Below are 25,438 nucleotides of genomic sequence, written 5' to 3'. Positions count from 1 at the left end.
CCGGTAGCTCGCGGCACGCGAGGTCACATATGGGTAGGAATGCGTTCACGCCCTTGTAAAGTCGCTTGCCGAGCAAGGGGAGGGCACGTGACCGCGGCCGCCATCGGGGCTTCGACGCTGCGCACGCTCGCGGTGCGCCTGCGCACCAGTGCGCCGGTGTCCGCGCGCATCCTCTCCGAGCTGGCGAGCGAGCTCGACCGGGGCGGGCCGGTGGCGGACCTGCTGTGCTCGCACAGCGCCGTGCACAGCCCGTTGTTCGGCATCCAGGCGCTCGCGGGCGTGCGGCTGCTGATGCTGTCGGGCAAGGCTCCTGAGCTCAGCCAGCGGTTCGCCAGCGCGCACGCGGCGGCGATGGCCGGGGAGTCGGACTCGACGGCGTTGCTCGCGTGGCTCGCGGCGCGGCGGGCGATCGTCGAGAACGCGGGTGAGATCCTCGCGGCGCTCGACCGGACCGTGCAGCAGCACCAGCCCAAGACGGCCGGGTTCCTGCTCAGGGGCCTCACGATGATCGGCGCGCAGAAGGTCAGGCTGCTCGAACTCGGCGCGTGCGCCGGGCTGAACCTCATCCTCGACCACTACCGCTGGTTCGGCCTCGGCTGGGAGTGGGGCGACAAGGACTCGCCGGTGCGCCTGGCCGCCGTCGGGCCGCAGCCGCCACCCGAGCTGGAGATCGTCGACCGGGCGGGCTGCGACCTGCAGCCGCGCGACCCGGCCGACCCCAAGCACGCGATGATCCTGCAGTCGTTCATCCCGCCCGAGCACGACGCGCTGCGCTGGGACCTCGACGACGCCGTCGAACTCGCGGCGAAGGTGGGTGTGAAGGTGGCGCGCTCCCCCGCCGGCCGGTGGCTGCGGGAGAACCTCGTGCCGCCCGACGAGCGCGACACGTACACGGTGATCTGGCACAGCTCGTTCTGGGCCTACCTCACCGAGGACGAGCGCAACGAGATCGAGACGACGCTGACCGCGGCCGCCGGCTCGATGCCACTCGCGCGCGTCGCCTACGAGTCGACGGACTTTCGCTCGAACCCCCGCCTGACGGTCACCATCTACAGCTAACGTGCGCCGTCGTGAAAACGATTCGCGCCTCCCTGCTGGCCGTCGCTCTCTTCACCACGGCCCTGACCACCCCGGCGAACGCTGCCGTGTCGGACCACGACCTCGCGTTCCACTGGGCGCCGGTCCACCACCAGGACACCGACTCCTCGGACCACGACGCCGACTACCTGTCCACTGTGGACTTCGACGGCGACTGGAACACGCTGAACAACTGGGAGAACCAGCCCCAGCTCGCCAAGCTCACCGGCGCCGCCTACTACAGCGTCACGGAGACCTCGACGCACTGGTTCCTCGTCTACGGCTTCTACCACCCGCGCGACTGGGACGACCAGCCCGACCCGTTCGGCACCCGCACCCACGAGAACGACCTGGAGGGCGTCCTGCTCGCCGTCCGCAAGGACGCGTCGTTCGGCAGGCTCGAAGCCGCGGTCACGGTGGCGCACAGCGACTTCTACTCCTACACCCCCGCCGGGTCGCCGTACACCGGCGGCAGCGAGACCGTCGACGGCACGCTGCTGCTCACGGGCGGCCGCCCCACCACGTTCCAGGAGGCCAAGGGCCACGGCCTGTACCGCTGGAACGGCGCCGAGTTCCCCGGCGGCGACGGCGTGGTCTACGTGCCCGCCGCCACCGGCGAGGTGCCGTCGAGCGGCAACGACCGCAGTGTCGGCTACCGGCTCGTGAACATCCTCGACGCCAACGGCATGTGGGCACGCCGCAACAACACGGAGACGTTCGCGTCGTTCGGCACGTTCCGCGGCGACAACGGCAAGGACAACGCCGCGCACGCGCCGTGGGGCTGGGACGACCAGAACGACGGCCCGATCTACCGCGGCTACCTGGCCACGGACCCGGCCGCCGTGATCGACCGGTACTTCGCGAACAAGGGCAGCTTCAGCCTGACCTACACGCGCAACGCGTTCCGCTAAGCGGCGCGCGGGTACAGGCGCTGCATGCCGGGAGGCGCGGCGAAGGGTGCCCACGTGCCCTCCGCCTGCGCCAAGCGGTCCGCCACCACCCACAGCACGCTGGAGTTGAAGCCGTAGCCCAGGTGTGACGACGACACCTGGACGTTCTCCCGGCGCGGTCCCGGTTCCTCGACGCACGACTCCCACGACACGATGCCGTCGGTCTTGGAGTAGATCGACGTGGCGGGCACCGGGATCGGCGGCCGGGTCGACTCCGGCGGCGGGAACTCGTCCTTCGGGATGTGCAGGCGCGAGAACAACGCGAACGCCGGCATCGCCCGCGACTGCACGGGATCGCACATGTTGTACGGCGAGCCCATCGTGATCACCTGACGGACGCGGTGCGGGTGGTCGCGCGCCATCTCGCGCGCGAAGATCCCGCCGAGCGACCAGCCCACAATGGACACCGGTTTGCCGCACTCGTCGGAGACCTTCTTCACCAACGCGTGCATGCCGTCCACGGCCTTGCGCGTCGGCCCGATGTTGCGGCCGAGGCCCCACGGGTTCACCCGATAGCCCAGGCCGGTCAGGAAACGGCGCAGCATCACCGTCGACGAGTCGGCGGCGCCGAGGCCGGGGAAGACGAGGACCGGGTGGCCGTCACCCGACGGAGCACCGCGCAGCATCGACCTGGTGGCCACGAACTCGCTGACGTCGAGCGCGCAGCGGGTGGGTTCGGTCAGGTACCAGAACAGACCGGGTGCGGAGCCTCTGACGAGCTGGAGGGGAGAGGCAGCAGGAACATCGAAGACTTCGTCCGAAGGTACGGCGGACATACGAGCCTCCCCACACGTCGACAACCCCGAGCCGGCGCCCCTGGGCGGCGCTGCCCAGTGAGTCCATGATGTTTCCTGAACGATCTTTTGGCCAGTACTTTCGAGTCTCGATTCGCCACGTGCAGGTAACGCGTTGGCAACCTCACAGCTGTGCAGTGCCTCTCACCTGCATGGACGTCGATTGAGACGCAGTGCTGCTCTACTCTTTTTCGAGTGGATCGCATGAGCTCTTTGGACGCCAGCTTCTACTTCATCGAGGACGAGAACGTGCCCATGCACGTGGGTTCCGTCCTGGTCTTCGAGGGACCGGTCCCGTCGTACGGCGACGTGATCCGGCTCTTCCTGGCGCGCATGGACCAGGTGCCGCGCTACCGGCAGAAGGTGAAGGCGCTGCCGTTCCACGTCGGCCGCCCGGTGTGGGTCGACGACGACCACTTCAACATCCTCTACCACGTGCGCCACACCGCGGTGCCGTCGCCGGGCGGGGAGGACCAGCTGCGCAACCTCGCGGGCCGGATCTTCGCGCAGAAGCTCGACGACAAGAAGCCGATGTGGGAGGCGTGGCTCGTCGAGGGTCTCGAGGGCGGCCGCTGGGCGATCATCTCCAAGGTCCACCACTGCATGATCGACGGGGTGTCCGGATCGGACATGCTCCAGCTCATCCTCGACTTCAAGTCCGAGAGCGTGCTGCCGGAACCGAAGGAGTGGACGCCGGAGAAGCAGCCGTCCACTCTGGACCTCGTGATCGACGGCGTGCGCGACGCCGTGGTGACGCCGGTGCAGCACCTGTCCGCGTTGCCCGCGGTGGCGCGCAACGTCCGTTCGCTGAGCGAGATCCTGGACTTCGGCAAGACCGTTCTCGGTTCTCTTCCCGGTACGGCGAAGCGTCTGGTCACGCGCGCGGCGACGTCGCTCAACGGTCCCATCGGGCCGCACCGCCGCTGGGTGTGGGCGCGCGCGAACCTGGCTGAGATCAAACAGATCCGCGCCGCCGCGGGGGGCACCGTCAACGACGTCATCCTGACGGCGATCACCCGCGGGTTCCGCGACCTGCTGGAGAAGCGCGGCGAACTGACCGAGGGCATGGTCGTGCGGACCATGGTGCCGGTGTCGATGCGCAAGGCGGACCAGCACAACGAACTCAACAACCGCGTCAGCGCCGTGCTGGTGAACCTGCCGGTCGGCGAGGCGGACCCGGTCAAGCGCCTCGCGTCGATCCGCGCGCAGATGGACGACCTGAAGAGCTCGCGCCAGGCCGCGGGCGCCGACGTGATCACGAACCTGTCGAACTTCGCGGCGCCGACGTTGATGGCGCTCGGTTCGCGCACGGCGATGCGGTTCCCGCAGCAGATCCTGCAGACCGTCACCACGAACGTGCCGGGCCCGCGCATCCCGCTCTACATGCTCGGCCGCCCGCTGGTGGAGATGTTCCCGTACGTGCCGGTCGCCTCGACGATCCGGATCACCGTCGGCATCTTCTCCTACCTCGACCGGTTCACCTTCGGCATCAACGCCGACTTCGACGGCGTGCCGGACGTGCAGCTGCTCGCGGACGGCATCCGCACGGGCTTCGACGAGATGGTCGCGCTGGCCGCCGAAGCCGCGGAGAAGACGGAAGTGGCGGAGAAGGTCGTGGACGCCGCTCCCGCCAAGCCGGTGGCCAAGAAGCCCGCTCCCCGGCCCCGTGCCGTGCGGTCGACCTCCAAGGCCGCCACGAACGGCGTGAAGCCGGAGCCCGCCGCGAAGCCGGAGCCAACGGCCTGAGGCACGACCTGACGATCCAGGCGGGTGCGCACGAGGCGCACCTGACCGTGGTCGGACTCGACGCACGGCTGGGCGCCCTGGGACTGGCGCTCGGTCAGCTCGACGACGTCCGGATCGAGCTGGAGGACGTGCGGTGGTCGCGCTGGCGGGCGCGCCGCGCGACGGTCGTGTGCCGCGACGTGCACGTCAACCCGCCCGCGGTCCTGGTGGCCTCGCCGGTCGAGTTCCGCGTCGAGGTCGCCAAAGCCGACATCCCGGAGTTGCACCCGTTCGGTTGGTTGCCGCTGACTGTCCGGTTGGTCGGTGGCGAGCTGCACGTCAGGCCGCACCGGTGGCTGCCGGCGAAGGTGTTCGCCGTGCCGGACCTGCCGCGTGGCATCGAGCTCACCGGCGTCGAGCAGCACGACGACCACTTCGTGCTGACCGGGGCCGCCCCCGTGCTGCGGGAGCGGCTCACCCTCGGTCAGCTCGCGGACGTGCTCAGGCGGTTGGCGTCCATCCAGGCCAGGACCCTCTCGGACACGACCTCGGGGATCTCCATCTGGGGCACGTGACCGACGTTCGCGAACTCGTCGTAGCGCCAGTGCGGGTACATGCGCGCCACGTACCGGGCGGCGGCGACGTTGACCAGCCGGTCCTTGTCGCCGCTCATCAGGAACACCGGCACGCGGATCTTCCCCATCGCGGCGTGGTAGGCGCCGCGCCTGGAGCTCGTGAACACGACGCTGCGCGCGGCCGCGATGAACGCCTTGTCGAGGCCCTCGACCTTGGCCCGCTCGCCGATCAGGTGCACGCTCGCGTTCTTGAGCTCCTCGGGGATGCCGGAGGGGTCGGCGCACACCAGTTCCAGCAGGCGGTCGACCTGCCGGCGGGCGGGCACGGCCCGTGACCTCGCGAGGAACCGCTCCCCCAGGCCCGGCACCGAGTACAGGAAGAACGTGCCGAGCATCGTCGGGTCCGGGCGCGTGCCGAGCACCATCGGCAACGCCGGGTCGACCAGCACCAGGCCCCTGACCAGCTCGGGGTCGTAGGCGGTCTGGAAGAGCGAGATCAGCCCGCCCATCGAGTTGCCGACGAGGACCACCGGTTCGCCGACGACCTCGCGCAGGAACCGGCCGAGCAGCTTCGTGTTGGCCTGGACGGTGGTCTCGCGCCCCTCCGGGTTGGTGAGGCCGTGCCCGGCGAGGTCGACGGCCGTGACGCGGGCCTTCCGCGCCAGCAACGGCGCCAGCAGCACCCAGTTGAGGTGGGAGCCGCCGAGCCCGTGCACGAGCACGACGCGGGGACCGTCTTCCGGTCCGCCGAAGTCGACCCAGTGCACGGGCCCGTCGAGGTCCGCGTGGTGGCTGGTCCCGCCGAAGTGCGCCACAGTCGTCATACCAACCAGTATGTCGCTTGAACTGACCGGGTGGTAGTGAGCTCTACCTCGGGTTCCACGGGGTGGCGGGGACGCACGTCGCCGGGTCCGCGCGCCGGTCGCCCTGGACGACCTTGCCCTGGGGGTCGACGTAGCACTTCTTCCACACGTCGGCACCGGTGCCGAGCAGGGTGCCCGCCGCGTCGTAGAACCGCAGGACCCCCTGGTCGTCGATGTTCGGGATCTGCCAGTCCGACGGGTAGTACATCCGGACGAGGAACGTGCCGTTGGCGATGCCGGCCTCCACGGTCCGGCCGTCGATCGTGTACGTCACCCGCGCGACCCGGCCGTCGACCCGGCCGGCGACGGTGCGGCTGCCGGGCACGCCTTGGTAGATCGGCTTCAGGTTGAGGTCACCACCGGCGCTCGCCCCGCTGAGGTCGACGGAGAAGTGCCCCGGCAGCCACTTCACCTCGGTGCCCGCGAAGCCGGAGTTGTACGGCATGCCGCCGACACCGATGGTGCAGTCGAGCGCCGCGCTGCCGCTGTAGAGCAACGCGAACCGGACCTCGCCGTCGAGCAGCTGGTACAGCTTCGCGTCGCCGGCCCCGGCGACTTGGCCGCAGTCCTTCTCGATCGCCTTGACGGTTTCCTCCGGCACCCCGAAGTCCGGTGCCTTCGGCGTGTCCATCGGGGTGCTGGTGATCTGGACGGCCGGGGCGGGCGGTCCCGGGGCCGGCGGGAGCAACGCCACGCTGGTGGCCACGGCCGCCACCGAGGCGACCCCGGCGAGGACGGGGAACAGCAGCCGGCGACGGCTCTTCCCGGCGAGCACGGGGAAGAGCGACCGGCGCCTGGTGCGGCCCGCGGCGGCCCGTTCGAGCTCGGCGCGGATCCGGGTGTGGCTGCCGGGAGGCAGGTCGCGGGTGGGCGGGAGCATGTCGGTCATCGGTCCTCCCCTGCGGGCACGAGTTCGCGGTGGTGCTGGAGCTTCGACCTGGCCTTGCTGACCCGTGCGCGGACGCTGCCCTCGGTGATGCCGAGGACCGCCGCCGCGTCGGCGTAGGACACCTCGGACCACACGCACAGGGCGAGCGCCTCGCGTTCGTTGCGCGGCAGCTTGCGCACGGCGGCGAGCAGGTCGCGCATCCGCTGCTGGTCGTCGATCCGTTCGGCGACGAGGTCGGCGTGGTCGGGCACGGCGCGGTCCTCGCTCACGCGCCGGAGGTTCTTGAGGCGCCGGGTGAGCGAGCGCTGTTCGTTGCGCACGACGTTGGTGGCGACGGTGAGCAGCCACGGCAGCGCGGACTCGCGTTCGAGCCGCACGTCGGCGCGTTTGCGCCAGGCCAGCAGGAACGTGGCCTGCAGCTGGTCCTCCGCCTCGGCCCAGGAGGCCGTCAACCGGAAGCAGTGGTTGTAGACCGCCTTCGCGTGCCGGTCGAACAGCACCCCGAAGGCGTGCGCGCTGCCACCGGCGGCCTGCGACCACAGCGTGCGGTCGTCAGGGTCTTCGGTTGTCATACCTGCTCGTGTCCGCCCGCCCCGCAAGTGTTGGCACCGGTTTCACGTGCCTCCGTCTATCGTCGCCGAGCGTGGCACATCTGGGGGTGGCCGACCTCGCGGGCATCGCGCAGGCGGCGTACGGCAGAGAACTGCGCGACGTGGCCCGGCTGCGCGGCGGCAGCAAGAAGGGCGTCTACCGGCTGACGCTCGACGACGGCACCACCGGCGTCGCCTACGTGTGGCGCCCGGACGAGGACTACTGGCCCGAGCACGAGCCGGACCCGTTGTTCGGCAACGCGAGCGGGCGCGACCTGTTCCTCACCGCCCACACCACCCTGGCTGAGGCGGGCGCGGGCGTGCCCCGGCTCGTGCTGGTGGACCGGGACGTGATCGTGGTCGAGGACCTCGGCGGCGAGTTCCTGGAGAAGGTGCTGGGCCACGACGCCGACGCCCTGGACCGGCTGTGGGACGACGTGGCGGGCATGCACCGGCACACCAGCCCGCGCTACGGCCGCCCGAGCGCGTTGCAGCCGGCCGACGCGCCACCGGTGCCGGACGTGGTGCTGGAGCGCGCTCTGCGGCACCTGGACGAGTGCTGCGCGCGGGTGCCACGCATCGCCGCCGAACGAGCGCGGCTGGAGTCCGCGCTGCGCGACCGGCACGCGGCGATCGAACCGCGCTCGACGTACGGGCTGATCCACGGCGAACTCGGCCCCGACCACGTGCTCGTGGTGGACTCACGGCCGGTGCTGATCGACATCGAGGGCGTGATGTTCTTCGACGTCGAGTGGGAGCACGCGTTCCTGGAACTGCGGTTCCACGAGCACTACCGGCCGGCGCCAGGGCTCGACCCCGCGCGGCTCTCGCTGTACCGGCTGGCGCAGCACCTGTCCCTTGTGGAGGGTCCGCTCCGGTTGCTGGACGGCGACTTCCCGCACCGGGCGGCGATGCGGGAGATCGCCGAGCACAACGTCGAACGCGTGCTGGCCCGCTAGCCCGTCCCACCACGTGGGCGGTCTGGCTGAAGAGCGCGGCGGGTGTCAGCATCGGAGGCGTGTCCCAGGCATCCGTGCTCAGCACGCGCCGCCACGTCGACCTCCGTCGGCAGGCGAGCGCGATCTGTGCCGTGCCCGCCTTCGCCTGACCGGAGAGCAGCCGAGCCCCTGCGAGAAGGGGAGGGACACGTGAGCCGCACCGCCGCCACCGTGCTCAGGTCCGTGCTGGACCACGGGCCCGTCGCGCGCAGCACCATCGCCCGCCTCACCGGGCTGAGCGCCGCCACCGTCACGAAGCAGTACGCCGAACTCGCCGAGCGCGGGCTGGTGCGCGAGGTCGACGCACGGGTGCCGCGGGTGACGATCGGGCGGCCGCACGTGCCGGTGGACATCGACGTGGACCGGCACGTGGTGTGCGGGGTGCACATCGCTTACGGGCACACGACCCTGGCGCTCGTGGACCTGCGGGGGCGGGTGCTCGCCGAGGAACGGGAGCCGCACCACCGGCCCGACGCGGCGAAGGCGTTGCGGCGGATCGCCGAACGGGTGCCCGCGTTCCTGCGCCGGCACGACAGGGTGCCGATCGGGGTCGGGCTCGCCACCGGCGGGCGGATCGACGACGGCACGATCGTGGAGCACAGCCAGCTCGGCTGGAAGGACGTTCCGGCCGGGCAGTTCCTGACCACCGCGCTCGACATGGCAGTTCAGGTCGAGTCGCACTCGAGGGCGCTCGCGCGGGCCGAGCAGCTCTTCGGGGCTGATCCCAGAGCCCGCACCAGCCTGGTGCACCTGTTCGTGGGCAACGTGGTCGACGCGGCCATCGTCACCGGCGGGTCGGTGCACAGCGGTCCGGGTGGCGCGGCGGGCGAGATCGCGCACCTGCGGCTGCGGGACGACGACACCCCGTGCCCCTGCGGGCGCCGGGGTTGCCTGGAGGCCGCGACGTCGAACCGGACGCTCGCGGAACGGGCCGCGCGGCTCGGGATCATCGCGGAACCGTCGCTGGACCTGCTGATCGAGGCGGGGCGACGCGGTGACGGGCGCGCGGTCGAGTTGTTCCGGCGACGGGCGCGGCTCGTCGGGCAGGCGGCGCAACTGCTGCTCGACGTGATCAACCCGGACGTGCTCGTGGTCGTGGAGGCGGGCGCGATCCTCGTTCCCGGATGCTGGAACGAATTGACAGCGGAAATCCACGAGCGCAGGGGCGACGTCATTCAGACGAGTTTCGGTAGCGACGTTCTCAGCGTCGCCGCCGGAAGCGTCGTGCTCAGCGACATCTACGGTGGAACGACTTATTTTCCCTGAGCAGAAAATAGACATCACAAAACCCTGAACTGCACGCTTGCCCCATGACCTCAGTCCAGGAAAAGACGCTCACCGTCAAGCCGGTTGCCGGGCACATCGGCGCGGAAATCTCGGGCATCGACATTTCTCAGCCGCTGCGGGCACTTGAGCTGGAAGCCCTTCAGAACGCACTGCACGCACACAAGGTGATTTTCTTCCGCGACCAGGAGCTGGACCACGCGAGCCAGATCGCGTTCGGCCGCCAGTTCGGCGAACTCACCTACGCCCACCCGCACGACGACGCCCCGCCGACCGGTTTCCCGGAGATCTTCACGATCGACCCGCGCCGGTACGAGGACCGCTACGGCAAGGACTTCACCGAGCAGACCCGCAAGCGCCAGTACAGCTACTTCGCGGGCTGGCACACCGACGTCACCGCCGCCGTGAACCCGCCCGCCGCCTCGATCCTGCGCGCCGAGGTGGTGCCCGAGATCGGCGGCGACACCACGTGGACCAACCTCGTAGCCGCCTACAACGGACTCTCGCAACCCGTCAAGTCCTTTGTGGACGGACTCAGGGCCGAACACCGCTACGGCGGTGCGGTGAAGGTCGCGGACGGCACGTACGCCAAGCGCGTCAACGACAACCTGCTCGTCGCCGAGCACCCGGTCGTCCGCGTGCACCCGTTCACCGGTGAGAAGGGCCTGTTCGTCAACCCCGGCTTCACCAGTCACGTCGTGGGCGTGTCCGCCAGTGAGAGCAAGGCGATCCTCGACCTGCTGTACGCCGAGCTCACCCGCCCCGAGTACACCGTGCGGTTCCGCTGGGAGCCGGGCAGCGTCGCGTTCTGGGACAACCGCGCCACCGCCCACCTCGCCCCGCGCGACCTGGAGCACCTCGACGTCCAGCGCACCCTGCACCGCGTCACGCTCGTCGGCGACACCCCGGTGGGCCCGGACGGCCGCGAGTCCACGCTGCTCGCCGGCCGCCCGTTCACCGCAGACCACGCCGTGGTGGTGGACTGATGCTGACCAGGCGTTCCCTGCTGCTCGGCCTCGCGGCTCTCGGTGCCGCGGGGTGCTCCGCGGGCGGCACCACCACGCAGCAGGTCCTCGGCGACCTGCCCACCACACCCCCGCCGCCCGACACGAAGCTGTCGATCTCCATCCGCACCACGCTCAAGCAGCTCGAAGCGAGCGGCGAACTCGGCAAGCTCCCGTTCCAGGTCAGCGACTGGCCGAACATCCAGGCCGGGCCGGACGTCATCCAGGCGTTCCGCGCGCGGTCCGTCGACCTCGGCTCCAACGCCGGCATCCCGCCGATCCAGGCCCAGGCCACCCGGCTGCAGACGAAGATCGTCGCGGTCGGCGAGCGCGACCAACCCCTCTACACCTACGCCACCAAGCCGGGTTCACCCATCAAGTCCCTGGGCGACTTCAAGGGCAAGAAGATCGCTTTCAGCCAGGGCCAGGCGCAGGGCGTGGTCGTCCTGCGCACCCTGAAGGAACTCGGCCTGAAGACCGGCGACGTCGAGCTGGTCCCGTTGACCAGCAACCAGTTCCTCACCGCCGTGCAGGCGGGTCAGGTCGACGTGGCCGTGCTCGCCGAGCCGCAGCTCACCAAGTACCTCGGCCAGTACCCGGACGCGACCGCGATCAAGATGAACTCCGTCGACCTGCTCACCGTCCTGTGGGCACCGGTCGAGGTCCTCAACGACCCCGCGAAACTGGCCGCCATCAAGGCGTTCATCCCGTTCTGGGCGCGCGGCACCGTGTGGACCTACGAGAACCCCGACAAGTGGGTCGACCACTACTACGTCAAGGACCAGAACGTCTCCAAGGCCGACGGCGACCGCATCGTGCAGTCCACCCCGCCGCTGACCTTCCCCACGAACTGGGACCGCGCGATCGCGTGGGAGCAGGAGACCGCGGACCTGCTGGCGGAGGGCGGTTTCGTGGAGAAGTTCGACGTCACCGGCCTGTTCGACCGCCGGTTCGAGAAGGTCGCGGCCGAGGCCGTCGACGCGAAGTACCGGAGCCGGACATGACCCACGTGCTCGACCGCCCCGCCGCCGTCGCCGCACCGGCCGCGCCCACCCGCCGCACACGCCTGGGACTGGGCAGACCCATCCCCTACGGACGGGTCCTCGGGCCGACACTGATCATCGTGGTCTGGAGCGTCGCCTCCGCGACCGGCGCACTCGACCCGCGCATCCTGTCCGCACCGTGGACGATCGTCCGAACAGGAATCGAGCTCACCGAGAACGGCAAGCTGCCCGAGAGCGTCCTCACGTCGTTGCAACGCGCCGCGCTCGGCTTCTTCTTCGGCGCCGCAACCGGGACGCTGCTCGCCATCGCGTCCGGGCTGAGCCGCGTCGGCGAGGCGCTGATCGACGGCACGGTCCAGGTCAAGCGCGCGATCCCGTCGCTCGGCCTGATCCCGCTGCTGATCCTCTGGCTCGGCATCGGCGAGGAGTTCAAGATCGTCGTGATCGCCGTGACCATCGCGACGATCATGTACCTGCAGACCCACGCCGCCCTGACCGGCATCGACAGCCGCTACGTCGAACTCGCCGAGGCCGTGGGCCTCAACCGCGCCCAGTACGTGCGCAAGGTCGTCTTCCCCGGCGCGCTCCCCGGCTTCTTCCTCGGGCTCCGGCTCGCCGTCACCGCGTCCTGGCTGTCGCTCGTGGTGCTGGAGCAGATCAACGCCACCAGCGGCATCGGCTACCTGATGTTCCAGGCCCAGAACTACGGCCAGACCGACGTGATCGTCGTCGGCCTCGTCGTCTACGGCCTGTTCGGGTTCGTCTCGGACGCCGTTCTCCGCCTCGTCGAACGGAGGGCGCTGGCATGGCGACGCACGCTGTCCGGGTGAACGGCCTCACCCGCCAGTTCCAGGACCGCAAGATCCTCGACGACCTCGACCTCACCATCGCACCCGGCGAGTTCGTGGCCCTGCTCGGCCGCAGCGGCTCCGGCAAGTCCACGCTGCTCAAGGCCATCGCAGGCCTCGACCACGACGTCACCGGCGAGGGCACCCTCGAGGTCCCGCACGAGGTCGCCGTCGCGTTCCAGGACTCCCGCCTGCTTCCCTGGCTGCGCGTCCTCGACAACGTCGAGCTCGGCGTCAAACCGGGCAGGGGCGCGGCAGCACTGGAAGAGGTGGGGCTCCAGGGCCGCGAGAAGGCCTGGCCCGCCGAACTCTCGGGCGGCGAGCAGCAACGCGTCGCGCTCGCCCGCTGCCTCGTCCGCGAACCCCGCCTGCTGCTCGCCGACGAACCCTTCGGCGCGCTGGACGCGTTGACCCGCATCAGGATGCACGACCTGCTGCGCGAACTGTGCGCCAAGCACCGGCCCGCCGTCCTGCTGGTCACGCACGACGTCGACGAGGCGGTCGAACTCGCCGACCGCGTCCTCGTCCTGCAGGACGGCCGCATCGGCCTCGACCTCCCGGCGCACGACACCGACCGCACGCACCTGTTGTCCGCACTCGGCATCGGAGCACCCGCATGACGTTGCACCTCAACCTCTTCCTCCACGACACCGGCCACCACGAGGCGTCCTGGCGGCTGCCGGAGTCGGAACCGCTGGCGCACCTCGACATCGCCTACCACCAGCGGATCGCGCGGATCGCCGAGGACGCCAAGTTCGACTCGGTCTTCCTCGCGGACTCCCCCGTGCTGTGGGGAAACCCGAGCCGACGCCCGGCCGGGAGGATCGAACCCACGATCCTGCTGACCGCGATCGCCGCCGTCACCACCAGGATCGGCCTGATCGCCACCGCGTCCACCACCTACAACGAGCCGTTCAACCTCGCCCGCCGGTTCAGCTCCCTCGACCACGTGAGCGGCGGCCGCGCGGGCTGGAACATCGTCACGACGGCGGGCGACGACGCGGCCCGCAACTTCGGCCTCGACGCCCAGCCCGCGCACCTGACCCGCTACGACCGGGCCGCGGAGTTCGTGGAGGTGTCGAAGAAGCTCTGGGACTCCTGGGACGACGACGCGATCGTCGCCGACAAGACCACCGGCGTGCACGCGCTGGACGACCGCGTCCACACCGTCGACCACGTCGGCCCGCACTTCAAGGTCCGCGGTCCGCTCAACCTCCCGCGCTCACCCCAGGGCTACCCGCTGCTCGTGCAGGCGGGCAGTTCCGAGGACGGCAGGGACTTCGCCGCCCGGCACGCGGAGGCCGTCTTCACCGCGCACCAGACGCTGGAGGACGCCGTCGCGTTCTACCAGGACGTCAAGCGCCGGGCGGTCGAGTTCGGCCGCGACCCGGACGAGGTCAAGATCCTCCCCGGCCTGGTCCCGGTCATCGGTGCCACCGAGGAGGAAGCGCACGCCCTCGACGCCGAACTGGAACGCCTGATCGTGCCCGAGCACGCCGCCCGTCAGCTCGCGGGCCTGCTCAGGGTCGACCACCTGGAACTCGACGAGGAACTCCCCGCCGACCTGCCGGACGAGGCCGCGATCGAGGGCGCCAAGTCCCGCTACACGCTGATCGTCGAACTGGCCCGGCGCGAACGCCTCACCGTCCGGCAGCTGATCGGCAGGCTCGGCGGCGGCCGCGGCCACAAGACGTTCGCCGGCACCGCGGTCCAGGTCGCCGACCAGCTCGAGCAGTGGCACCGCGCCGGCGCGGCGGACGGGTTCAACATCATGCCCGCCGTGCTGCCGTCCGGCCTGGAGCGGTTCGCCGAGGACGTCCTGCCGATCCTGCGGCAACGCGGCCTCTTCCGCACCGACTACACCGGCACGACCCTGCGCGAGCACTACGGCCTGCCGCGCCCGGCGAGCCAGTTCGCCGCGCTACCCGTGTGACGGGTGCCCGTAGAGCCCCACGCCGGCGATCTCCAGCGTCGTGAGGAACGTGGTCGAGGCCTGGTAGGAGGCCTCGACCAGTTCCGCGGTGTGCGAGAAGTCGAGCGGTGTCACGGCCTGGACGGGCGCACCCGGCAGGTAGAGCACCGGCGCGCTCTGCGAGGCGAGCTCCACCTCCAGCACGGCCTGGTTGCGCATGCCCAGGGTCGCCCAGAACAGCAGCGTCTCGGCCAGCGTCTCCGGCACCGTCGGCAGGTGGCCGGGGAACGCGCAGTCCAGCACCACCAACGACTTCGCGCCCATCGCCAACGCCTGGCGGATCGGCACGTTCGCCAGCACACCACCGTCGTAGAGCACCTGGTCGCCGATCCGCACGGGCGGGTAGACGCCCGGGATCGCCGCGCTGGCGAGGATCGCGGGGATCAGCTCGCCCTCGGTGATGTTGACCGCCTCGCCCGTCACGCCGTTCACCGACACCGCGCCGAACGGCAGCGTCAGGTCGGAGAACGACGTGCAGCCGCCGAGCCCGTCCTCCAGCACGGACGCCAGCCCGGTGTTCGGGAAGAGGTAGGTCTTGTTGGTGCGCAACGACCTCAGCTGCGCGATCGGCCCGCCGGGGAACACCCGCGGCCGGGTCATCCCCTCCCACAGCAGCGCGAGCCGCTCGAACGCCTTGTCCGGGTCCAGCGCGAGCAACGAGCCGTTGACCGACCCGACCGACGTGCCGACCACCAGATCGGGCCGCACGCCGTGCTCGTGCAACGCCCGCAGCATGCCCACCTGCGCGGCGCCGAGGCTTCCCCCGCCGCCGAGCACGAACCCGACTGGTCCTGGCAGTTCGATCGTCACGTCCGGTGATCCTAAAGCGAGCCAAGGAATCCAGCTGGTTTCGGTCTACACTGAAGCCACTGAGTGCACAAGCAACGGGATGGCCAGCTCCGCCCGCGTCCGCGAGCCGTGGACCCCGGTCAGCCCGCTCAGCAACGGCTCGGCCTGGCTGCGCACCACCACGTGCGCGTCCCGCATCGCCACCACCACGTCCCCGATCCGGTCGGCCGCGAGCGGGCTCACCGGTCCGAACCACCCGGCCTCCACGGCGTCCTCGCGCGTCAGCACGTCCGCGCGGTCGCCGAGGAACTCCCGCCACGTGAAGAGCACCTCGTCGCTCTCCACGTGCAGGTACCGCACCCGCGGCTCGCCCGCGATCACGCGAACCCCCTGCCACAGCAACGGTTCCGTGTCGAAGTCGATCCGCTCGCCCGCGGTCACCATGCCGTGGTCCGCCGTGACCACGAGCTGCGCGCCGGAGGGCAGCCGCGACGCGATCCGCTCGGCCAGCGAGTCCACGAACTCCAGCTGCACCAGCCACTCCTCGGAGCCCGGCCCGTAGAAGTGCCCGATCGTGTCGAGGTCCGCGTGGTAGGCGTAGCAGAACGACCGGTCCTGCCCGACCGCCGCCACGGCCCCGAGCGCCAGGTCGCCGAAGCCCGCCACGCCGCGGAACCACGAGCCGCGCAGCACCGCCCTGGTCAGCCCGGACGAGCGGTGCAGCAGCGGGGCGACCGCGCTCACCGCGACCCCGGCGGCCGCCGCGCGTTCGAACAGCGTCGGGTGCGGCTGCACGACCTCCGGCACGAGCGTCTTGCGCAGGTCGTGGCCCTGCTCGCCGGCCCGCGACCAGGTGAGCGAGTTCAGCACCTCGTCACCCACGGCGAACGTGTAGCCGACGATGCCGTGCTCACCGGAGTGCAGCCCGGTGCCGATCGAGGCGATGCTGGTGGCCGTCGAGGACGGGAACCCGGCGTCGATCGAGCGGTCCGGCAGCGAGGACAGGAACGGCGCGTGCGCGGCGTGCGCGCGCAGCAGCTCGTGGCCCAGGCCGTCGACGAGCAGCAGGACGACACGCCGGGCCGCGGGCAGGCCGAGCGTGTTGTCGGCACCCGGAACGTCCAGGCCCGACAGCAGTGAGGGAACGACCTCGGCGATGGTCATGAAGGACACCGTGCCACGTCGAATCGGACAGCGGGCAGAATGGCGCGCTGTGACAACGCTCATCCACCAGAAGATCGCTGACGAGCTCGGCGTGGCCGCTGGCCAGGTCGGCTCTGCTGTCGAACTGCTCGACGGTGGCGCGACCGTCCCGTTCGTCGCCCGCTACCGCAAGGAGGCGACCGGCGGTCTCGACGACGCCCAGCTGCGCACGCTCGAGGAACGCCTCGGCTACCTGCGCGAACTGGAAGAGCGCCGGGCTGCCGTCCTCAACTCCATCAGCGAGCAGGGCAAGCTCACCGAAGCCCTCGAAGCGCAGATCCTCGCCGCCGAGTCCAAGGCGCGGCTGGAGGACCTCTACCTGCCGTACAAGCAGAAGCGCCGCACCAAGGCCCAGATCGCGAAGGAGGCCGGTCTCGAACCGCTCGCCGACGCACTTCTGGGTGATCCTGGCCTGAACCCCCAGGAGGAGGCCGCGAAGTTCGTCGACCCCGCCAAGGAGGTCGCGGACGCCGCGGCCGCCCTGCAGGGCGCGCGGGCCATCCTGGTCGAGCGGTTCGGCGAGGACGGCGACCTGATCGGCGAGCTGCGCGAGCAGATGTGGACGCGCGGCCGGGTCGTCTCCAAGGTCCGCGAGGGCAAGGAGACCGAGGGCGCGAAGTTCTCCGACTACTTCGAGTTCGACGAGCCGTTCGCGAAGCTGCCGTCGCACCGCATCCTCGCGCTCTTCCGCGGCGAGAAGGAGGAGGTCCTCGACCTCGTCCTGGAGCCGGAGGAGCCGAACGAGGAGGGCGGGCCGTCCACGTTCGAGGTGCGGATCGCCTCGCGGTTCGGCATCGACGACCAGGGCCGTCCCGGCGACAAGTGGCTCACCGACACCGTGCGCTGGGCGTGGCGGACCCGGATCCTCGTGCACCTGGGCATCGACCTGCGCGGCCGGCTGCGCTCGTTCGCCGAGGACGAGGCCGTCAAGGTGTTCGCGTCGAACCTGCGCGACCTGCTGCTGGCCGCCCCGGCCGGCACCCGCGCCACGATGGGCCTCGACCCCGGCTACCGCACCGGCGTGAAGGTCGCGGTCGTCGACGCCACCGGCAAGGTCGTCGCGCACGGCGTCATCCAGCCGCACGTGCCCGCGAACCGCTGGGACGAGTCGATCGCCAAGCTCGCGGCCCTGGCCAAGCAGCACAACGTCGACCTGATCGCCATCGGCAACGGCACGGCCTCGCGCGAGACCGACAAGCTCGCCGCCGACCTGATCAAGCGCCACCCCGACCTGGGTCTCACCAAGATCGTGGTGTCCGAGGCGGGCGCGTCGGTGTACTCGGCGTCGGCCTACGCGTCGTCCGAACTGCCCGGCCTCGACGTCTCGATCCGCGGCGCCGTGTCGATCGCCCGCCGTCTGCAGGACCCGCTGGCCGAGCTCGTGAAGATCGACCCGAAGTCCATCGGCGTCGGCCAGTACCAGCACGACCTCGCGGAGTCGAAGCTGTCGCGGTCTCTGGACGCGGTGGTCGAGGACTGTGTGAACGCGGTCGGCGTGGACCTCAACACCGCGTCCGTGCCGCTGCTGACCCGCGTCTCCGGCATCACCGCCGGCCTCGCGGAGAACATCGTGCTGCACCGCGACTCGAACGGTCCGTTCAGGACCCGCAAGGCGCTGATGGAGGTCGCACGGCTCGGCCCCAAGGCGTTCGAGCAGTGCGCGGGCTTCCTCAAGATCCGCGGCGGCGACGAGCCGCTCGACGCGTCCTCGGTGCACCCCGAGGCGTACCCGGTCGTGCGCCGCATCCAGGAGGCCGCGGGTGCCGAACTGATCGGCAACACGGCGGTGCTGACGAAGATCCGGCCCGAGCAGTTCGTGGACGAGCAGTTCGGTCTGCCGACCGTCACGGACATCCTGAAGGAGCTCGAGAAGCCCGGCCGCGACCCGCGCCCGGCGTTCAAGACGGCGACCTTCGCGGACGGCGTCGAGAAGATCGCCGACCTCAAGCCCGGCATGGTGCTGGAGGGCGTCGTGACGAACGTGGCCGCGTTCGGCGCGTTCGTGGACATCGGCGTGCACCAGGACGGCCTCGTGCACATCTCGGCCCTGTCCAACAACTACGTGAAGGACCCGCGCGACGTCGTGAAGTCCGGTGACGTGGTGCGGGTGAAGGTGCTGGAGGTCGACGAGGCCCGCAAGCGCATCGGCCTCACGCTGCGGCTGACCGACGAGCCGGGCAAGCCCGCGCCGAAGCAGCACGGCGGTGGCGGCCGGGACCGCGGTGGCCGTCCGCAGCAGCGCGGCGGGGGCGGGCAGCAGCGCGGCGGTGGGCAGCAGCGCAACTCGCCGCCGCCCGCCAACGGCTCGATGGCGGACGCGCTCCGCAAGGCCGGGTTCGGCAAGTAGAACGGACGGGAAACGGGCCCTCCTGGCGACAGGACGGGCCCGTTTCTCATTTGGCGGCTGGGAGGGCGTCCGCGGGGCCGGCAGACCCCTGGGGCGGCCGTGCGGTGCTCACTTGGCGCGGGTGCCCTTGGCCTTCACGAGCTCCGACTCGAACAGCTCCTCGACGGTGGTCAGACCGCCCGGCACCTTCGAGTCGACCTTCGTGATGTAGGACTGCGTGGCCGAGGGCCGTCCGACGAGCGAGTAGTGCAGCGCCCCGGTCAGCCCCTGCGTGTCCAGGCCGTTGGTGTTGTGGAACGCGTCCAGCACCCCGTCCCGCGAGAGGTCGCCGTTCTGGCAGGCCTTCTCGATCACCGACAGGAACACCTTCGCGACGGTGTAGCCGTGGTCGACGTAGATCGCCGGCTTGTCGTTCGGGTAGTACTTGTTGAACGCCGCCGCGACCTCGCGCGGGCCCTGCTGCGTGCCGGTGAACGGCGCCACCGACGTCACCACGGTCACCTGCTTCTCGACGGCCGGGCCGACCGGCGAGTCGAGGATGGCGGTGTCGAAGCCGACCACGTTGACCAGGAACGGCACGTCCCACTTCAGCGCGGCGGCGACGCCCACGGCGGCGGCGGTCTGCGGCGGGGTGGTGCTCAGCACGACGGCCTTGGCGCCCTGGGCCTTCAGCGCGGCGACCTGCTGGCTGAGGTCGGCGGCGACCTCGCTGATCGGCTGCTCGGCGATCTTCATGTTCCACTGCGTGCCGACGAACCGGCTGCCCTCGACCGCGTTGTCGCCGTAGCTGCCCTGGGCGTAGATGTGTCCGACGGTGTCGCCTTCCTTGATCACGCCGCGGCGCTTGTAGTGATCAAGTCCGTTGATGACGTCGAGGTCGTACGTCGTGCCGACGATCATCATGTGCGGGTTGCCGAGCAGGGACGCCGCCCACGAGGCCGGGGCCGTCAGCGTGCGGGTCTGCATGATGTCGGGCTCGATGGCGGCGGTCATCGGTGTGCCCGCGAGTTCCAGCAGGCCGAGGACCTGCGGCTCGAGGTCGAAGTACGCGTCGAGCGCCTTCTGGACGTCGTAGGCGTGGTCCTTCTGCTTGAGCTCGATCTTGCGGCCGCAGATGCCGCCGCGGTCGTTGACCTGCTTGACGTACAGGTCGTAGCCCTTCAGGCGGGTCAGCGCGGAGCCTTTGAACGGGCCCGTCATGTCGGTGAGGATGCCGAGCGAGATCGTGTCGTCGGTCACGCCCGGCCCCGTCTTGACCTGGGGCTTCTCGGTTGTCTCCGCACCGCAGCCGGCCACGAGGACGGCGAGCGCCAGTGCGGCGGTGGGCAGTGCGCGACGGAAGGGCATGCAGCAGTCCTTGTCAAATGATCGACACATACTAAGCGGTAGCTCAGTATTGACACGGGGGTCACACAATGGCCCCTTATGTGGTACGGAACACAGACACGTAAGGTTCATGTGACTACCGTTCGACTACGGAGTGTGCTAGCTCTTCGGTGCCGAACGAAATGAGATACGGCGTGTTCGGTCACATTCCACACCTCCGTCCGGACGCATCCGAACGTCCGAAGATCTGAAATGGTTGCCCCACACGGTTATGGGGAGGCGTGCGTGAACGAGGCCGACGCGATCGTCATCGGGTCAGGACCGAACGGGCTGGTGGCCGCCGCACTGCTCGCCGACGCGGGCTGGGACGTCCTCGTGCTGGAGCGGCGGGACAGCCCTGGTGGCGCCGTGACGTCGGCGGAGACGACCGCGCCCGGCTTCACCAACGACGTCTACAGCGCCTTCTACCCGCTGGGCCTGGGCTCCCCCGTGCTCGCCGCGCTGCACCTCGACGTGCGGTGGCAGCACGCTCCAGCCGTCCTAGCGCACGTTCTGCCGGATGACCGAGTCGCGCTGCTCTCCCGCGACGTCGCGGAAACGGCCAAATCCGTCGGCACGTTTGCCCACGCGGACAGCGAGCGCTGGCAGACGGAGTACGCGCGGTGGCTCCGAGTGCGCGAAGCGGTACTTCACTCTCTGTTGCAACCGTTTCCACCCGTGCGCGGCGGCCTCTCCCTCCTGCGTTCGGCGGGCGTCGGCGAGGCCCTGCGGCTGGCCCGCACGCTGACGATGCCGGTGCGCCGCCTGGGCGAGGAGCTGTTCGACGGCGAGGGCGCGCGGCTGCTGCTGGCGGGCAACACGATGCACACCGACCTCGGTCCCGACCAGGCGGGCGGCGCGGGGTTCGGCTGGCTGCTCGCGATGCTCGGCCAGGAGGTCGGCAACCCGGTCCCGCGCGGCGGCGCGGGCGAACTGACGGCGTCACTGGTGCGCCGGTTCGGTGGCCGCGTCGAGACGAACGCCGAGGTGACCGAGGTGCTGCACGCGCGCGGCGTGGCCGTGGGCGTGCGTCTGGCCGATGGCTCGGTCGTGCGCGCACGCCGTGCGGTCGTCGCCGACATCCCGGCCCCGTCGCTCTACCTCGACCTGCTCGGCCCGGACGCGCTGCCTTCCCGGCTGGCCGAGGACCTGCGCCGGTTCCAGTGGGACAGCGACACCGTCAAGGTCGACTGGGCCTTGTCGGGCCCGATCCCGTGGGGGAACCCCGAGGCCGCGCGGGCGGGCACGATCCACCTCGGCGGCGACGTGAACGGCCTCGCGACCGTCGCGCACGAGCTCGCCTGCGGCAAGGTGCCGCGCACGCCGTTCATGGTCATGGGTCAGATGACGACGACCGATCCGTCCCGTTCCCCGGCGGGCACCGAGGCCGCGTGGGCGTACACGCACGTGCCGCGGGGCGGGAACTGGACACCGGACCGCCTGAAGCGCCGCGCCGACCGCCTCGAGGTGATGATCGAGGAACGCGCCCCCGGCTTCCGCTCGCGCATCCTCGGCCGTTCGGTGCTCGGACCGGCCGAGATCGGCTCGGTCAACGGCGGCACCGGCGCCATCCACCAGCAGCTGGTGTTCCGCCCGGTGCCGGGCCTCGGCCGAGCGGACACCCCGTTCGACCGCCTGTACCTCGCGGGCTCGTCGGCGTGGCCGGGCGGCGGTGTGCACGGCGCGGCCGGCGCGAACGCGGCACGGGCGGCGCTCGCCCGCTGGGGCGCGGCCGGTGAGCTCTACCGGACCCTGGTGCAGGGCCTGCACAAAGCTCTCTACTGAGCCGCTCTCCTGCTGAGTTGCTCTCTGCCGGGTGCTCTCTGCCGAGTTGCTCTCTGCTGAGCGGCCCCTGCTGAGTTGCTCCCCTGCTGGATGGCGCTCTACTGGGCGCGGACCCGCCGGCGGGTGCGCGACGCCCGCAGGTAGCCGAGCACGAGCGCTTCGAGGTCGGGGCGCGTCGTCTCCCACCCGGCTGGCACGCTCCCGCCGCGGACCAGCGCGGTGACCTGCCGGGACGTGCGGGAGGAGTCGACCACACCGTCCCGTTCCAGGTCCTGGTCGGCGGGCCCGACGACGACCAGGTGCTCGTCCAGGACCTCGTCGATGTCGCCGCACAGCTGCACGCGGCCCTCGTCGAGCAGCAGCAGGTGGTCGCAGACGTCACCGAGGTCGGTGAGCAGGTGCGAGGACAGCAGGACCGTCGTGCCGCGTTCGGCGACCTCGGTCATGACGATCCGCAACGTCTCGTCGCGCGCCAGCGGGTCGAGGTCGGCCATCGGTTCGTCCAGCAGCAGCACCTTCGGCAGGCGCCCCAACGCCATCGCGATCGCGACCTGGGTGCGCGCACCGGCCGACAGCGTGCGCACCTTCGCGTCCTTCTCCACGCCCGCAAGGAGGTCGAGCACCTCGTCCGCGCGTTCGGCCGACCACCGGTCGTTCATGGCCGCGCCCGCGCGCATCAGCTCGCGGACCGTGAACTGGTCGTACAGCGGCCTTTGCTGGGTCAGCAACGACACGTCGGGGTGCATCCGGCCGCGCACCGGCGTGCCGTGCACGGTGATCTCGCCGTGCGTGGGCCGCGCGAGCCCGCCGATCAGCGACAGCAGCGTGCTCTTGCCGGCGCCGTTCGGCCCGACCAGTCCCGTGACGCTGCCCTCCGGCAGCGCGAACGAGCACTCGTCGACGGCTCTGGTGCGCCCGAAGTGCTTCGCGACGTTCTCCGCGCGCACCGGACTGGCGTTCATGCTGCTCCCAGGTCCACAGTGGACTTCAGTAGTGCGTGCCCCGCACGTCGGTGTAGATCGCGTCGACCTCGTCGCCGGACAGCCCCTCGCCGACCGCGCGGTCCATCCAGCTCTCGAGGTCCTGCCGCAGCGGAGCGTCGGCCTTGGCCGCGTCGGTGGCGAGCGAGGCCGTGACGAACGTGCCCATGCCCCGCCTGCCCTCCACGAGGCCTTCGTGCTCGAGTTCGCGGTAGGCCTTCAGCACGGTGTTGGGGTTGACCCTGGTGGCCTCCACCACTTCCCGTGCCGTCGGCAGCTTGTCGCCGGGTCCGAGCAGCCCCATCCGCATGGCCTGCTTGACCTGTGCGGCGATCTGGAGATAGGTGGACACCCCGGAGTGCCGATCGATGCGAAACTCGATCACGCCGCTCAGCATAGGTGCCCACCCGCGCCGATCACGTCTGCCTGCGCACGGCCCACGCCGTGCCGAGCACGAACAGCACCGCGCACCCCACGAAGATCGACCCTTCGACCAGGTGCAGCGTCGTCGCCTGCTCGACGGGGATGACGTCGGAGAACCGCTGCGCCAGCCCGTTCTCCCGGAAGCAGGCCGCCGTGTCGACGACGCCCTGCGCGTCCTCCCTGCCGACGCAGTTCATCAACGGCGCCGGGTCGGCGACCACCTGCCCCTTGGCGTCGAGGTAGCCGCTCGCCACGTACAGCGGCCCGCGTTCCACCTGGGCGCCCACCACCTCGTCGCTGATCACCCTGGTCGGCGCGAGCAGGTGTTCGCGCGTCTGCAGGGCCACCGCCCGCACCACGACGTACAGCCCGAGCGTCACCGTCATCGCCACGACCGTGCGCTTGAACACCGCCCCCGCGAGCATGCCCAGCGTGAAGGCGAAGAGCGTGTACGCGACCGGCGAGACGCTCCGGCCGTCGAAGATCGTGCCGTAGAACGGCCCGAGGCCGAGCGGCCCGAGGTTGCCCACCGCGTCCATCCAGCTGTGCACGACGACCTGCCACACCACCACGGCTGTCAGCGCGGGCACCGCCGTCACCACGAACTTGGCGACCATCCACCGCGTCCGGCTCACCGACTGCGTGAACGCCAGCGCGTGCGTGCCGTGCTCGTACTCCCGCGCGAACAACGGCGCGCCGACGAACACCCCGATCAGCAACGGCGCCGCGAGCACCGTGACCGCCGCGATGTGCATCTTCTCGAACCAGGCGAGCTGGAACTCGGCGGCCGCCGGAACGCGGCATTCGTAGATCCCCTTGCCCACGCAGCCGAGGAGCCCGCGCGTGGTGAGGTCGGCCATCGACCCGGCCCGCAGCACGAGGACGGTGACCACTCCGACGACCAGCCCGATGGCGAGCGTGAGGAACAACGTCCGCTGCTGCCGCCACACGACCCACGTCATGCCGCCACCTCGTTCCGCATGTGCGCGAGCGCGAGCCCGCTGAGCGTCCGGTGCTCGGGGAAGGCCCGCAGCAGGGTCGCGACATCGCCCGCCAGCCGGACCTGGCCGTCCGCCAGCAGCACCAGGTGGTCGCACACGTCTTCCAGCTCCGCCAGCACGTGCGACGACAGCAACACCGTGATGCCGTTCGTCCGGCACTCCTGGGCGAGCATCCGCACCACGTTCTCGCGGGCCAGCGGGTCCAGGTCCGCGAGCGGTTCGTCGAGCATCAGGAGGCGGGGGCGCTTACCCAGCGCGAGTGCCAGCGCGACCCTCGTGCGCTGGCCGCCCGACAGCGTGCCCGTCTTGGCCGCGAACGGCACTTGGGCCTTCTCCACCAGTTCCTCGGCGTACGCCTGGTCCCAGTTCGGGTTGGTGTGCCGGCCGTAGCTGAGCGTGTCAGCGACGGTGAACTGCGGGTACAGCGGCTTGGCCTGGGTCAGGAAGGCGACTTCGTCGTGCATTCCGCGGCCGGTCGGGGTGCTGCCGAACACCTCGATCCTGCCCGTGGTGGGGTGCAGGAGGCCGGTGATCATGCCCATCAGGGTGCTCTTGCCGGCGCCGTTCGGGCCTACCAGCGCGACTGTTCTGCCTGCGGGGATCTCCAGGGTGCAGTCGCGTAGCGCCCAGCCTCTCGAGTACTTCTTGCCCAGGCTCTCCGCCCGGACCGGCGAGGGTTCCCTCTGCGTCATGGGCACCACCGTAGCACCCTTTCACTAGGTAACTAGTGAAAGGGTGCTGAGAGCTGGGGTTGCCATGGTCGCGTTGCGTTGGTGGTTGCGTTCGGCGCAAAGACTTGAGACGAGCTTTGGTTTCGTCATCGCCGCTGCGCGACGATAGAGATCGGGCTTGACAGTGAGGATGTGTGTGGTGGTTCTCGCTGGGCTGGTCTGACTCGTGGCTTGACTGACCTTGTGTCTTTCCGAAGATCTGTCGTCTGGTCTGGTGGGGACCGCTGCCAGGGTGTTCACC

General features: G+C 70.4%; 24 protein-coding genes and 1 pseudogene. 14 read left to right on the top strand and 11 right to left on the bottom strand.

The genetic code is table 11. The features are described from left to right. The first annotated feature begins 87 nt into the window (after positions 1-87). The gene (locus QSK25_RS21975; RefSeq protein WP_285640793.1) at positions 88-1,059 is read left to right on the top strand and encodes a DUF2332 family protein; all 972 of its coding nucleotides are present in this window, start codon (positions 88-90) and stop codon (positions 1,057-1,059) included. Between the two features lie 11 nt (positions 1,060-1,070). Then, positions 1,071-1,988 carry a hypothetical protein gene (locus QSK25_RS21970; RefSeq protein WP_285640791.1) on the top strand — a complete coding sequence of 306 codons (918 nt, stop codon included), beginning with the start codon at positions 1,071-1,073 and terminating at the stop codon, positions 1,986-1,988. Here QSK25_RS21970 and QSK25_RS21965 read toward each other — a convergent pair. After that, positions 1,985-2,803 (bottom strand): esterase/lipase family protein, encoded by an 819-nt coding sequence (locus QSK25_RS21965; protein ID WP_285640789.1) that lies wholly within the window; start codon positions 2,801-2,803, stop codon positions 1,985-1,987. The genes QSK25_RS21970 and QSK25_RS21965 overlap by 4 nt on opposite strands. 222 nt (positions 2,804-3,025) lie before the next feature. Here QSK25_RS21965 and QSK25_RS21960 point away from each other — a divergent pair, with 222 nt between their 5' ends. Both QSK25_RS21960 and QSK25_RS21955 read left to right on the top strand, forming a co-directional pair. Continuing rightward, entirely contained in the window at positions 3,026-4,567 is a 1,542-nt protein-coding gene (locus tag QSK25_RS21960) for a WS/DGAT/MGAT family O-acyltransferase (RefSeq protein WP_285640787.1), read from the top strand. Between the two features lie 47 nt (positions 4,568-4,614). Further along, positions 4,615-5,121, top strand: a complete 507-nt coding sequence (locus tag QSK25_RS21955) for a hypothetical protein (protein WP_285640786.1) — start codon at positions 4,615-4,617, stop codon at positions 5,119-5,121. Here the strand turns inward: QSK25_RS21955 and QSK25_RS21950 are convergent. The 3 genes from QSK25_RS21950 to QSK25_RS21940 are packed head-to-tail and all read right to left on the bottom strand — an operon-like array spanning position 5,031 to position 7,445. Continuing rightward, a complete protein-coding gene (locus QSK25_RS21950) occupies positions 5,031-5,945 on the bottom strand; it encodes an alpha/beta fold hydrolase (RefSeq protein ID WP_285640785.1) in 915 nt (304 codons plus the stop codon). The genes QSK25_RS21955 and QSK25_RS21950 overlap by 91 nt on opposite strands. Before the next feature lie 43 nt (positions 5,946-5,988). After that, positions 5,989-6,873 (bottom strand): hypothetical protein, encoded by an 885-nt coding sequence (locus tag QSK25_RS21945; RefSeq protein ID WP_285640783.1) that lies wholly within the window; start codon positions 6,871-6,873, stop codon positions 5,989-5,991. After that, positions 6,870-7,445, bottom strand: a complete 576-nt coding sequence (locus tag QSK25_RS21940) for an RNA polymerase sigma factor (protein ID WP_285640781.1) — start codon at positions 7,443-7,445, stop codon at positions 6,870-6,872. The genes QSK25_RS21945 and QSK25_RS21940 overlap by 4 nt, the downstream gene beginning before the upstream one ends. A 71-nt stretch (positions 7,446-7,516) precedes the next feature. On the opposite strand from QSK25_RS21940, the gene QSK25_RS21935 reads away from it, so the two are divergent. The 8 genes from QSK25_RS21935 to QSK25_RS21905 are packed head-to-tail and all read left to right on the top strand — an operon-like array spanning position 7,517 to position 14,534. Continuing rightward, entirely contained in the window at positions 7,517-8,422 is a 906-nt protein-coding gene (locus QSK25_RS21935; RefSeq protein WP_285640780.1) for a protein kinase family protein, read from the top strand. Positions 8,423-8,481: 59 nt separating this feature from the next. Continuing rightward, positions 8,482-8,571 (top strand): putative leader peptide, encoded by a 90-nt coding sequence (locus QSK25_RS45430; protein WP_322789012.1) that lies wholly within the window; start codon positions 8,482-8,484, stop codon positions 8,569-8,571. Positions 8,572-8,611: 40 nt separating this feature from the next. Further along, complete coding sequence (locus tag QSK25_RS21930; protein ID WP_285640779.1) at positions 8,612-9,727, top strand: ROK family transcriptional regulator; 1,116 nt, start codon at positions 8,612-8,614, stop codon at positions 9,725-9,727. Positions 9,728-9,771: 44 nt separating this feature from the next. Further along, positions 9,772-10,731, top strand: coding sequence for a TauD/TfdA dioxygenase family protein (locus QSK25_RS21925; RefSeq protein ID WP_285640778.1), 960 nt, complete (start codon positions 9,772-9,774; stop codon positions 10,729-10,731). After that, positions 10,731-11,753: an ABC transporter substrate-binding protein gene (locus QSK25_RS21920; RefSeq protein ID WP_285640777.1), complete on the top strand. Its 1,023-nt coding sequence runs from the start codon at positions 10,731-10,733 to the stop codon at positions 11,751-11,753. Before QSK25_RS21925 ends, QSK25_RS21920 begins: the two co-directional genes overlap by 1 nt. Next, complete coding sequence (locus tag QSK25_RS21915) at positions 11,750-12,583, top strand: ABC transporter permease (RefSeq protein ID WP_285640776.1); 834 nt, start codon at positions 11,750-11,752, stop codon at positions 12,581-12,583. Before QSK25_RS21920 ends, QSK25_RS21915 begins: the two co-directional genes overlap by 4 nt. Next, positions 12,559-13,221, top strand: a complete 663-nt coding sequence (locus QSK25_RS21910) for an ABC transporter ATP-binding protein (protein ID WP_285640774.1) — start codon at positions 12,559-12,561, stop codon at positions 13,219-13,221. The genes QSK25_RS21915 and QSK25_RS21910 overlap by 25 nt, the downstream gene beginning before the upstream one ends. Continuing rightward, the gene (locus tag QSK25_RS21905) at positions 13,218-14,534 is read left to right on the top strand and encodes an LLM class flavin-dependent oxidoreductase (RefSeq protein WP_285640772.1); all 1,317 of its coding nucleotides are present in this window, start codon (positions 13,218-13,220) and stop codon (positions 14,532-14,534) included. The genes QSK25_RS21910 and QSK25_RS21905 overlap by 4 nt, the downstream gene beginning before the upstream one ends. On the opposite strand, the gene QSK25_RS21900 is transcribed toward QSK25_RS21905, so the two are convergent. Both QSK25_RS21900 and QSK25_RS21895 read right to left on the bottom strand, forming a co-directional pair. After that, the gene (locus QSK25_RS21900; RefSeq protein ID WP_285640771.1) at positions 14,523-15,383 is read right to left on the bottom strand and encodes a patatin-like phospholipase family protein; all 861 of its coding nucleotides are present in this window, start codon (positions 15,381-15,383) and stop codon (positions 14,523-14,525) included. The genes QSK25_RS21905 and QSK25_RS21900 overlap by 12 nt on opposite strands. A gap of 45 nt (positions 15,384-15,428) precedes the next feature. Next, positions 15,429-16,526 (bottom strand): alkaline phosphatase family protein, encoded by a 1,098-nt coding sequence (locus QSK25_RS21895; RefSeq protein WP_285640770.1) that lies wholly within the window; start codon positions 16,524-16,526, stop codon positions 15,429-15,431. A 49-nt stretch (positions 16,527-16,575) separates the two neighbouring features. Here QSK25_RS21895 and QSK25_RS21890 point away from each other — a divergent pair, with 49 nt between their 5' ends. Beyond that, a complete protein-coding gene (locus QSK25_RS21890) occupies positions 16,576-18,912 on the top strand; it encodes a Tex family protein (RefSeq protein ID WP_285640769.1) in 2,337 nt (778 codons plus the stop codon). A gap of 108 nt (positions 18,913-19,020) precedes the next feature. On the opposite strand, the gene QSK25_RS21885 is transcribed toward QSK25_RS21890, so the two are convergent. After that, complete coding sequence (locus QSK25_RS21885; RefSeq protein WP_285640768.1) at positions 19,021-20,259, bottom strand: ABC transporter substrate-binding protein; 1,239 nt, start codon at positions 20,257-20,259, stop codon at positions 19,021-19,023. Positions 20,260-20,490: 231 nt separating this feature from the next. Between QSK25_RS21885 and QSK25_RS21880 the strand changes: the two genes are divergently transcribed. Then, positions 20,491-22,062, top strand: a complete 1,572-nt coding sequence (locus QSK25_RS21880; RefSeq protein WP_285640767.1) for a phytoene desaturase family protein — start codon at positions 20,491-20,493, stop codon at positions 22,060-22,062. 98 nt (positions 22,063-22,160) lie between these two features. Here QSK25_RS21880 and QSK25_RS21875 read toward each other — a convergent pair whose 3' ends face one another. From QSK25_RS21875 to QSK25_RS21860, 4 genes and pseudogenes are all read right to left on the bottom strand, one after another. Then, positions 22,161-23,024, bottom strand: a complete 864-nt coding sequence (locus QSK25_RS21875; protein WP_285640766.1) for an ABC transporter ATP-binding protein — start codon at positions 23,022-23,024, stop codon at positions 22,161-22,163. Between the two features lie 25 nt (positions 23,025-23,049). Beyond that, entirely contained in the window at positions 23,050-23,427 is a 378-nt protein-coding gene (locus QSK25_RS21870) for a GntR family transcriptional regulator (protein ID WP_285640764.1), read from the bottom strand. 31 nt (positions 23,428-23,458) lie between these two features. Then, entirely contained in the window at positions 23,459-24,427 is a 969-nt protein-coding gene (locus QSK25_RS21865; RefSeq protein WP_285640763.1) for an ABC transporter permease, read from the bottom strand. A 224-nt stretch (positions 24,428-24,651) separates the two neighbouring features. Next, positions 24,652-25,158: pseudogene (locus QSK25_RS21860) on the bottom strand (ATP-binding cassette domain-containing protein); the annotation flags it as partial. Between the last annotated feature and the right edge of the window lie 280 nt (positions 25,159-25,438).

It is taken from the genome of Lentzea sp. NBRC 102530 (assembly GCF_030269365.1).
GTDB lineage: Bacteria > Actinomycetota > Actinomycetes > Mycobacteriales > Pseudonocardiaceae > Lentzea.
The sequence above is the reverse complement of the archived record's forward strand: the minus strand, read 5'-3'. Positions and strand labels throughout refer to the sequence as shown.

Coding starts and splice junctions, on each gene's coding strand:
- QSK25_RS21965 (WP_285640789.1), bottom strand. CDS start 2,803: ATGTCCGCCGTACCTTCGGACGAAGTCTTCGATGTTCCTGCTGCCTCT.
- QSK25_RS21960 (WP_285640787.1), top strand. CDS start 3,026: ATGAGCTCTTTGGACGCCAGCTTCTACTTCATCGAGGACGAGAACGTG.
- QSK25_RS21950 (WP_285640785.1), bottom strand. CDS start 5,945: ATGACGACTGTGGCGCACTTCGGCGGGACCAGCCACCACGCGGACCTC.
- QSK25_RS21945 (WP_285640783.1), bottom strand. CDS start 6,873: ATGACCGACATGCTCCCGCCCACCCGCGACCTGCCTCCCGGCAGCCAC.
- QSK25_RS21940 (WP_285640781.1), bottom strand. CDS start 7,445: ATGACAACCGAAGACCCTGACGACCGCACGCTGTGGTCGCAGGCCGCC.
- QSK25_RS21925 (WP_285640778.1), top strand. CDS start 9,772: ATGACCTCAGTCCAGGAAAAGACGCTCACCGTCAAGCCGGTTGCCGGG.
- QSK25_RS21920 (WP_285640777.1), top strand. CDS start 10,731: ATGCTGACCAGGCGTTCCCTGCTGCTCGGCCTCGCGGCTCTCGGTGCC.
- QSK25_RS21915 (WP_285640776.1), top strand. CDS start 11,750: ATGACCCACGTGCTCGACCGCCCCGCCGCCGTCGCCGCACCGGCCGCG.
- QSK25_RS21910 (WP_285640774.1), top strand. CDS start 12,559: ATGGCGACGCACGCTGTCCGGGTGAACGGCCTCACCCGCCAGTTCCAG.
- QSK25_RS21905 (WP_285640772.1), top strand. CDS start 13,218: ATGACGTTGCACCTCAACCTCTTCCTCCACGACACCGGCCACCACGAG.
- QSK25_RS21895 (WP_285640770.1), bottom strand. CDS start 16,526: ATGACCATCGCCGAGGTCGTTCCCTCACTGCTGTCGGGCCTGGACGTT.
- QSK25_RS21885 (WP_285640768.1), bottom strand. CDS start 20,259: ATGCCCTTCCGTCGCGCACTGCCCACCGCCGCACTGGCGCTCGCCGTC.
- QSK25_RS21880 (WP_285640767.1), top strand. CDS start 20,491: ATGGTTGCCCCACACGGTTATGGGGAGGCGTGCGTGAACGAGGCCGAC.
- QSK25_RS21875 (WP_285640766.1), bottom strand. CDS start 23,024: ATGAACGCCAGTCCGGTGCGCGCGGAGAACGTCGCGAAGCACTTCGGG.
- QSK25_RS21865 (WP_285640763.1), bottom strand. CDS start 24,427: ATGACGTGGGTCGTGTGGCGGCAGCAGCGGACGTTGTTCCTCACGCTC.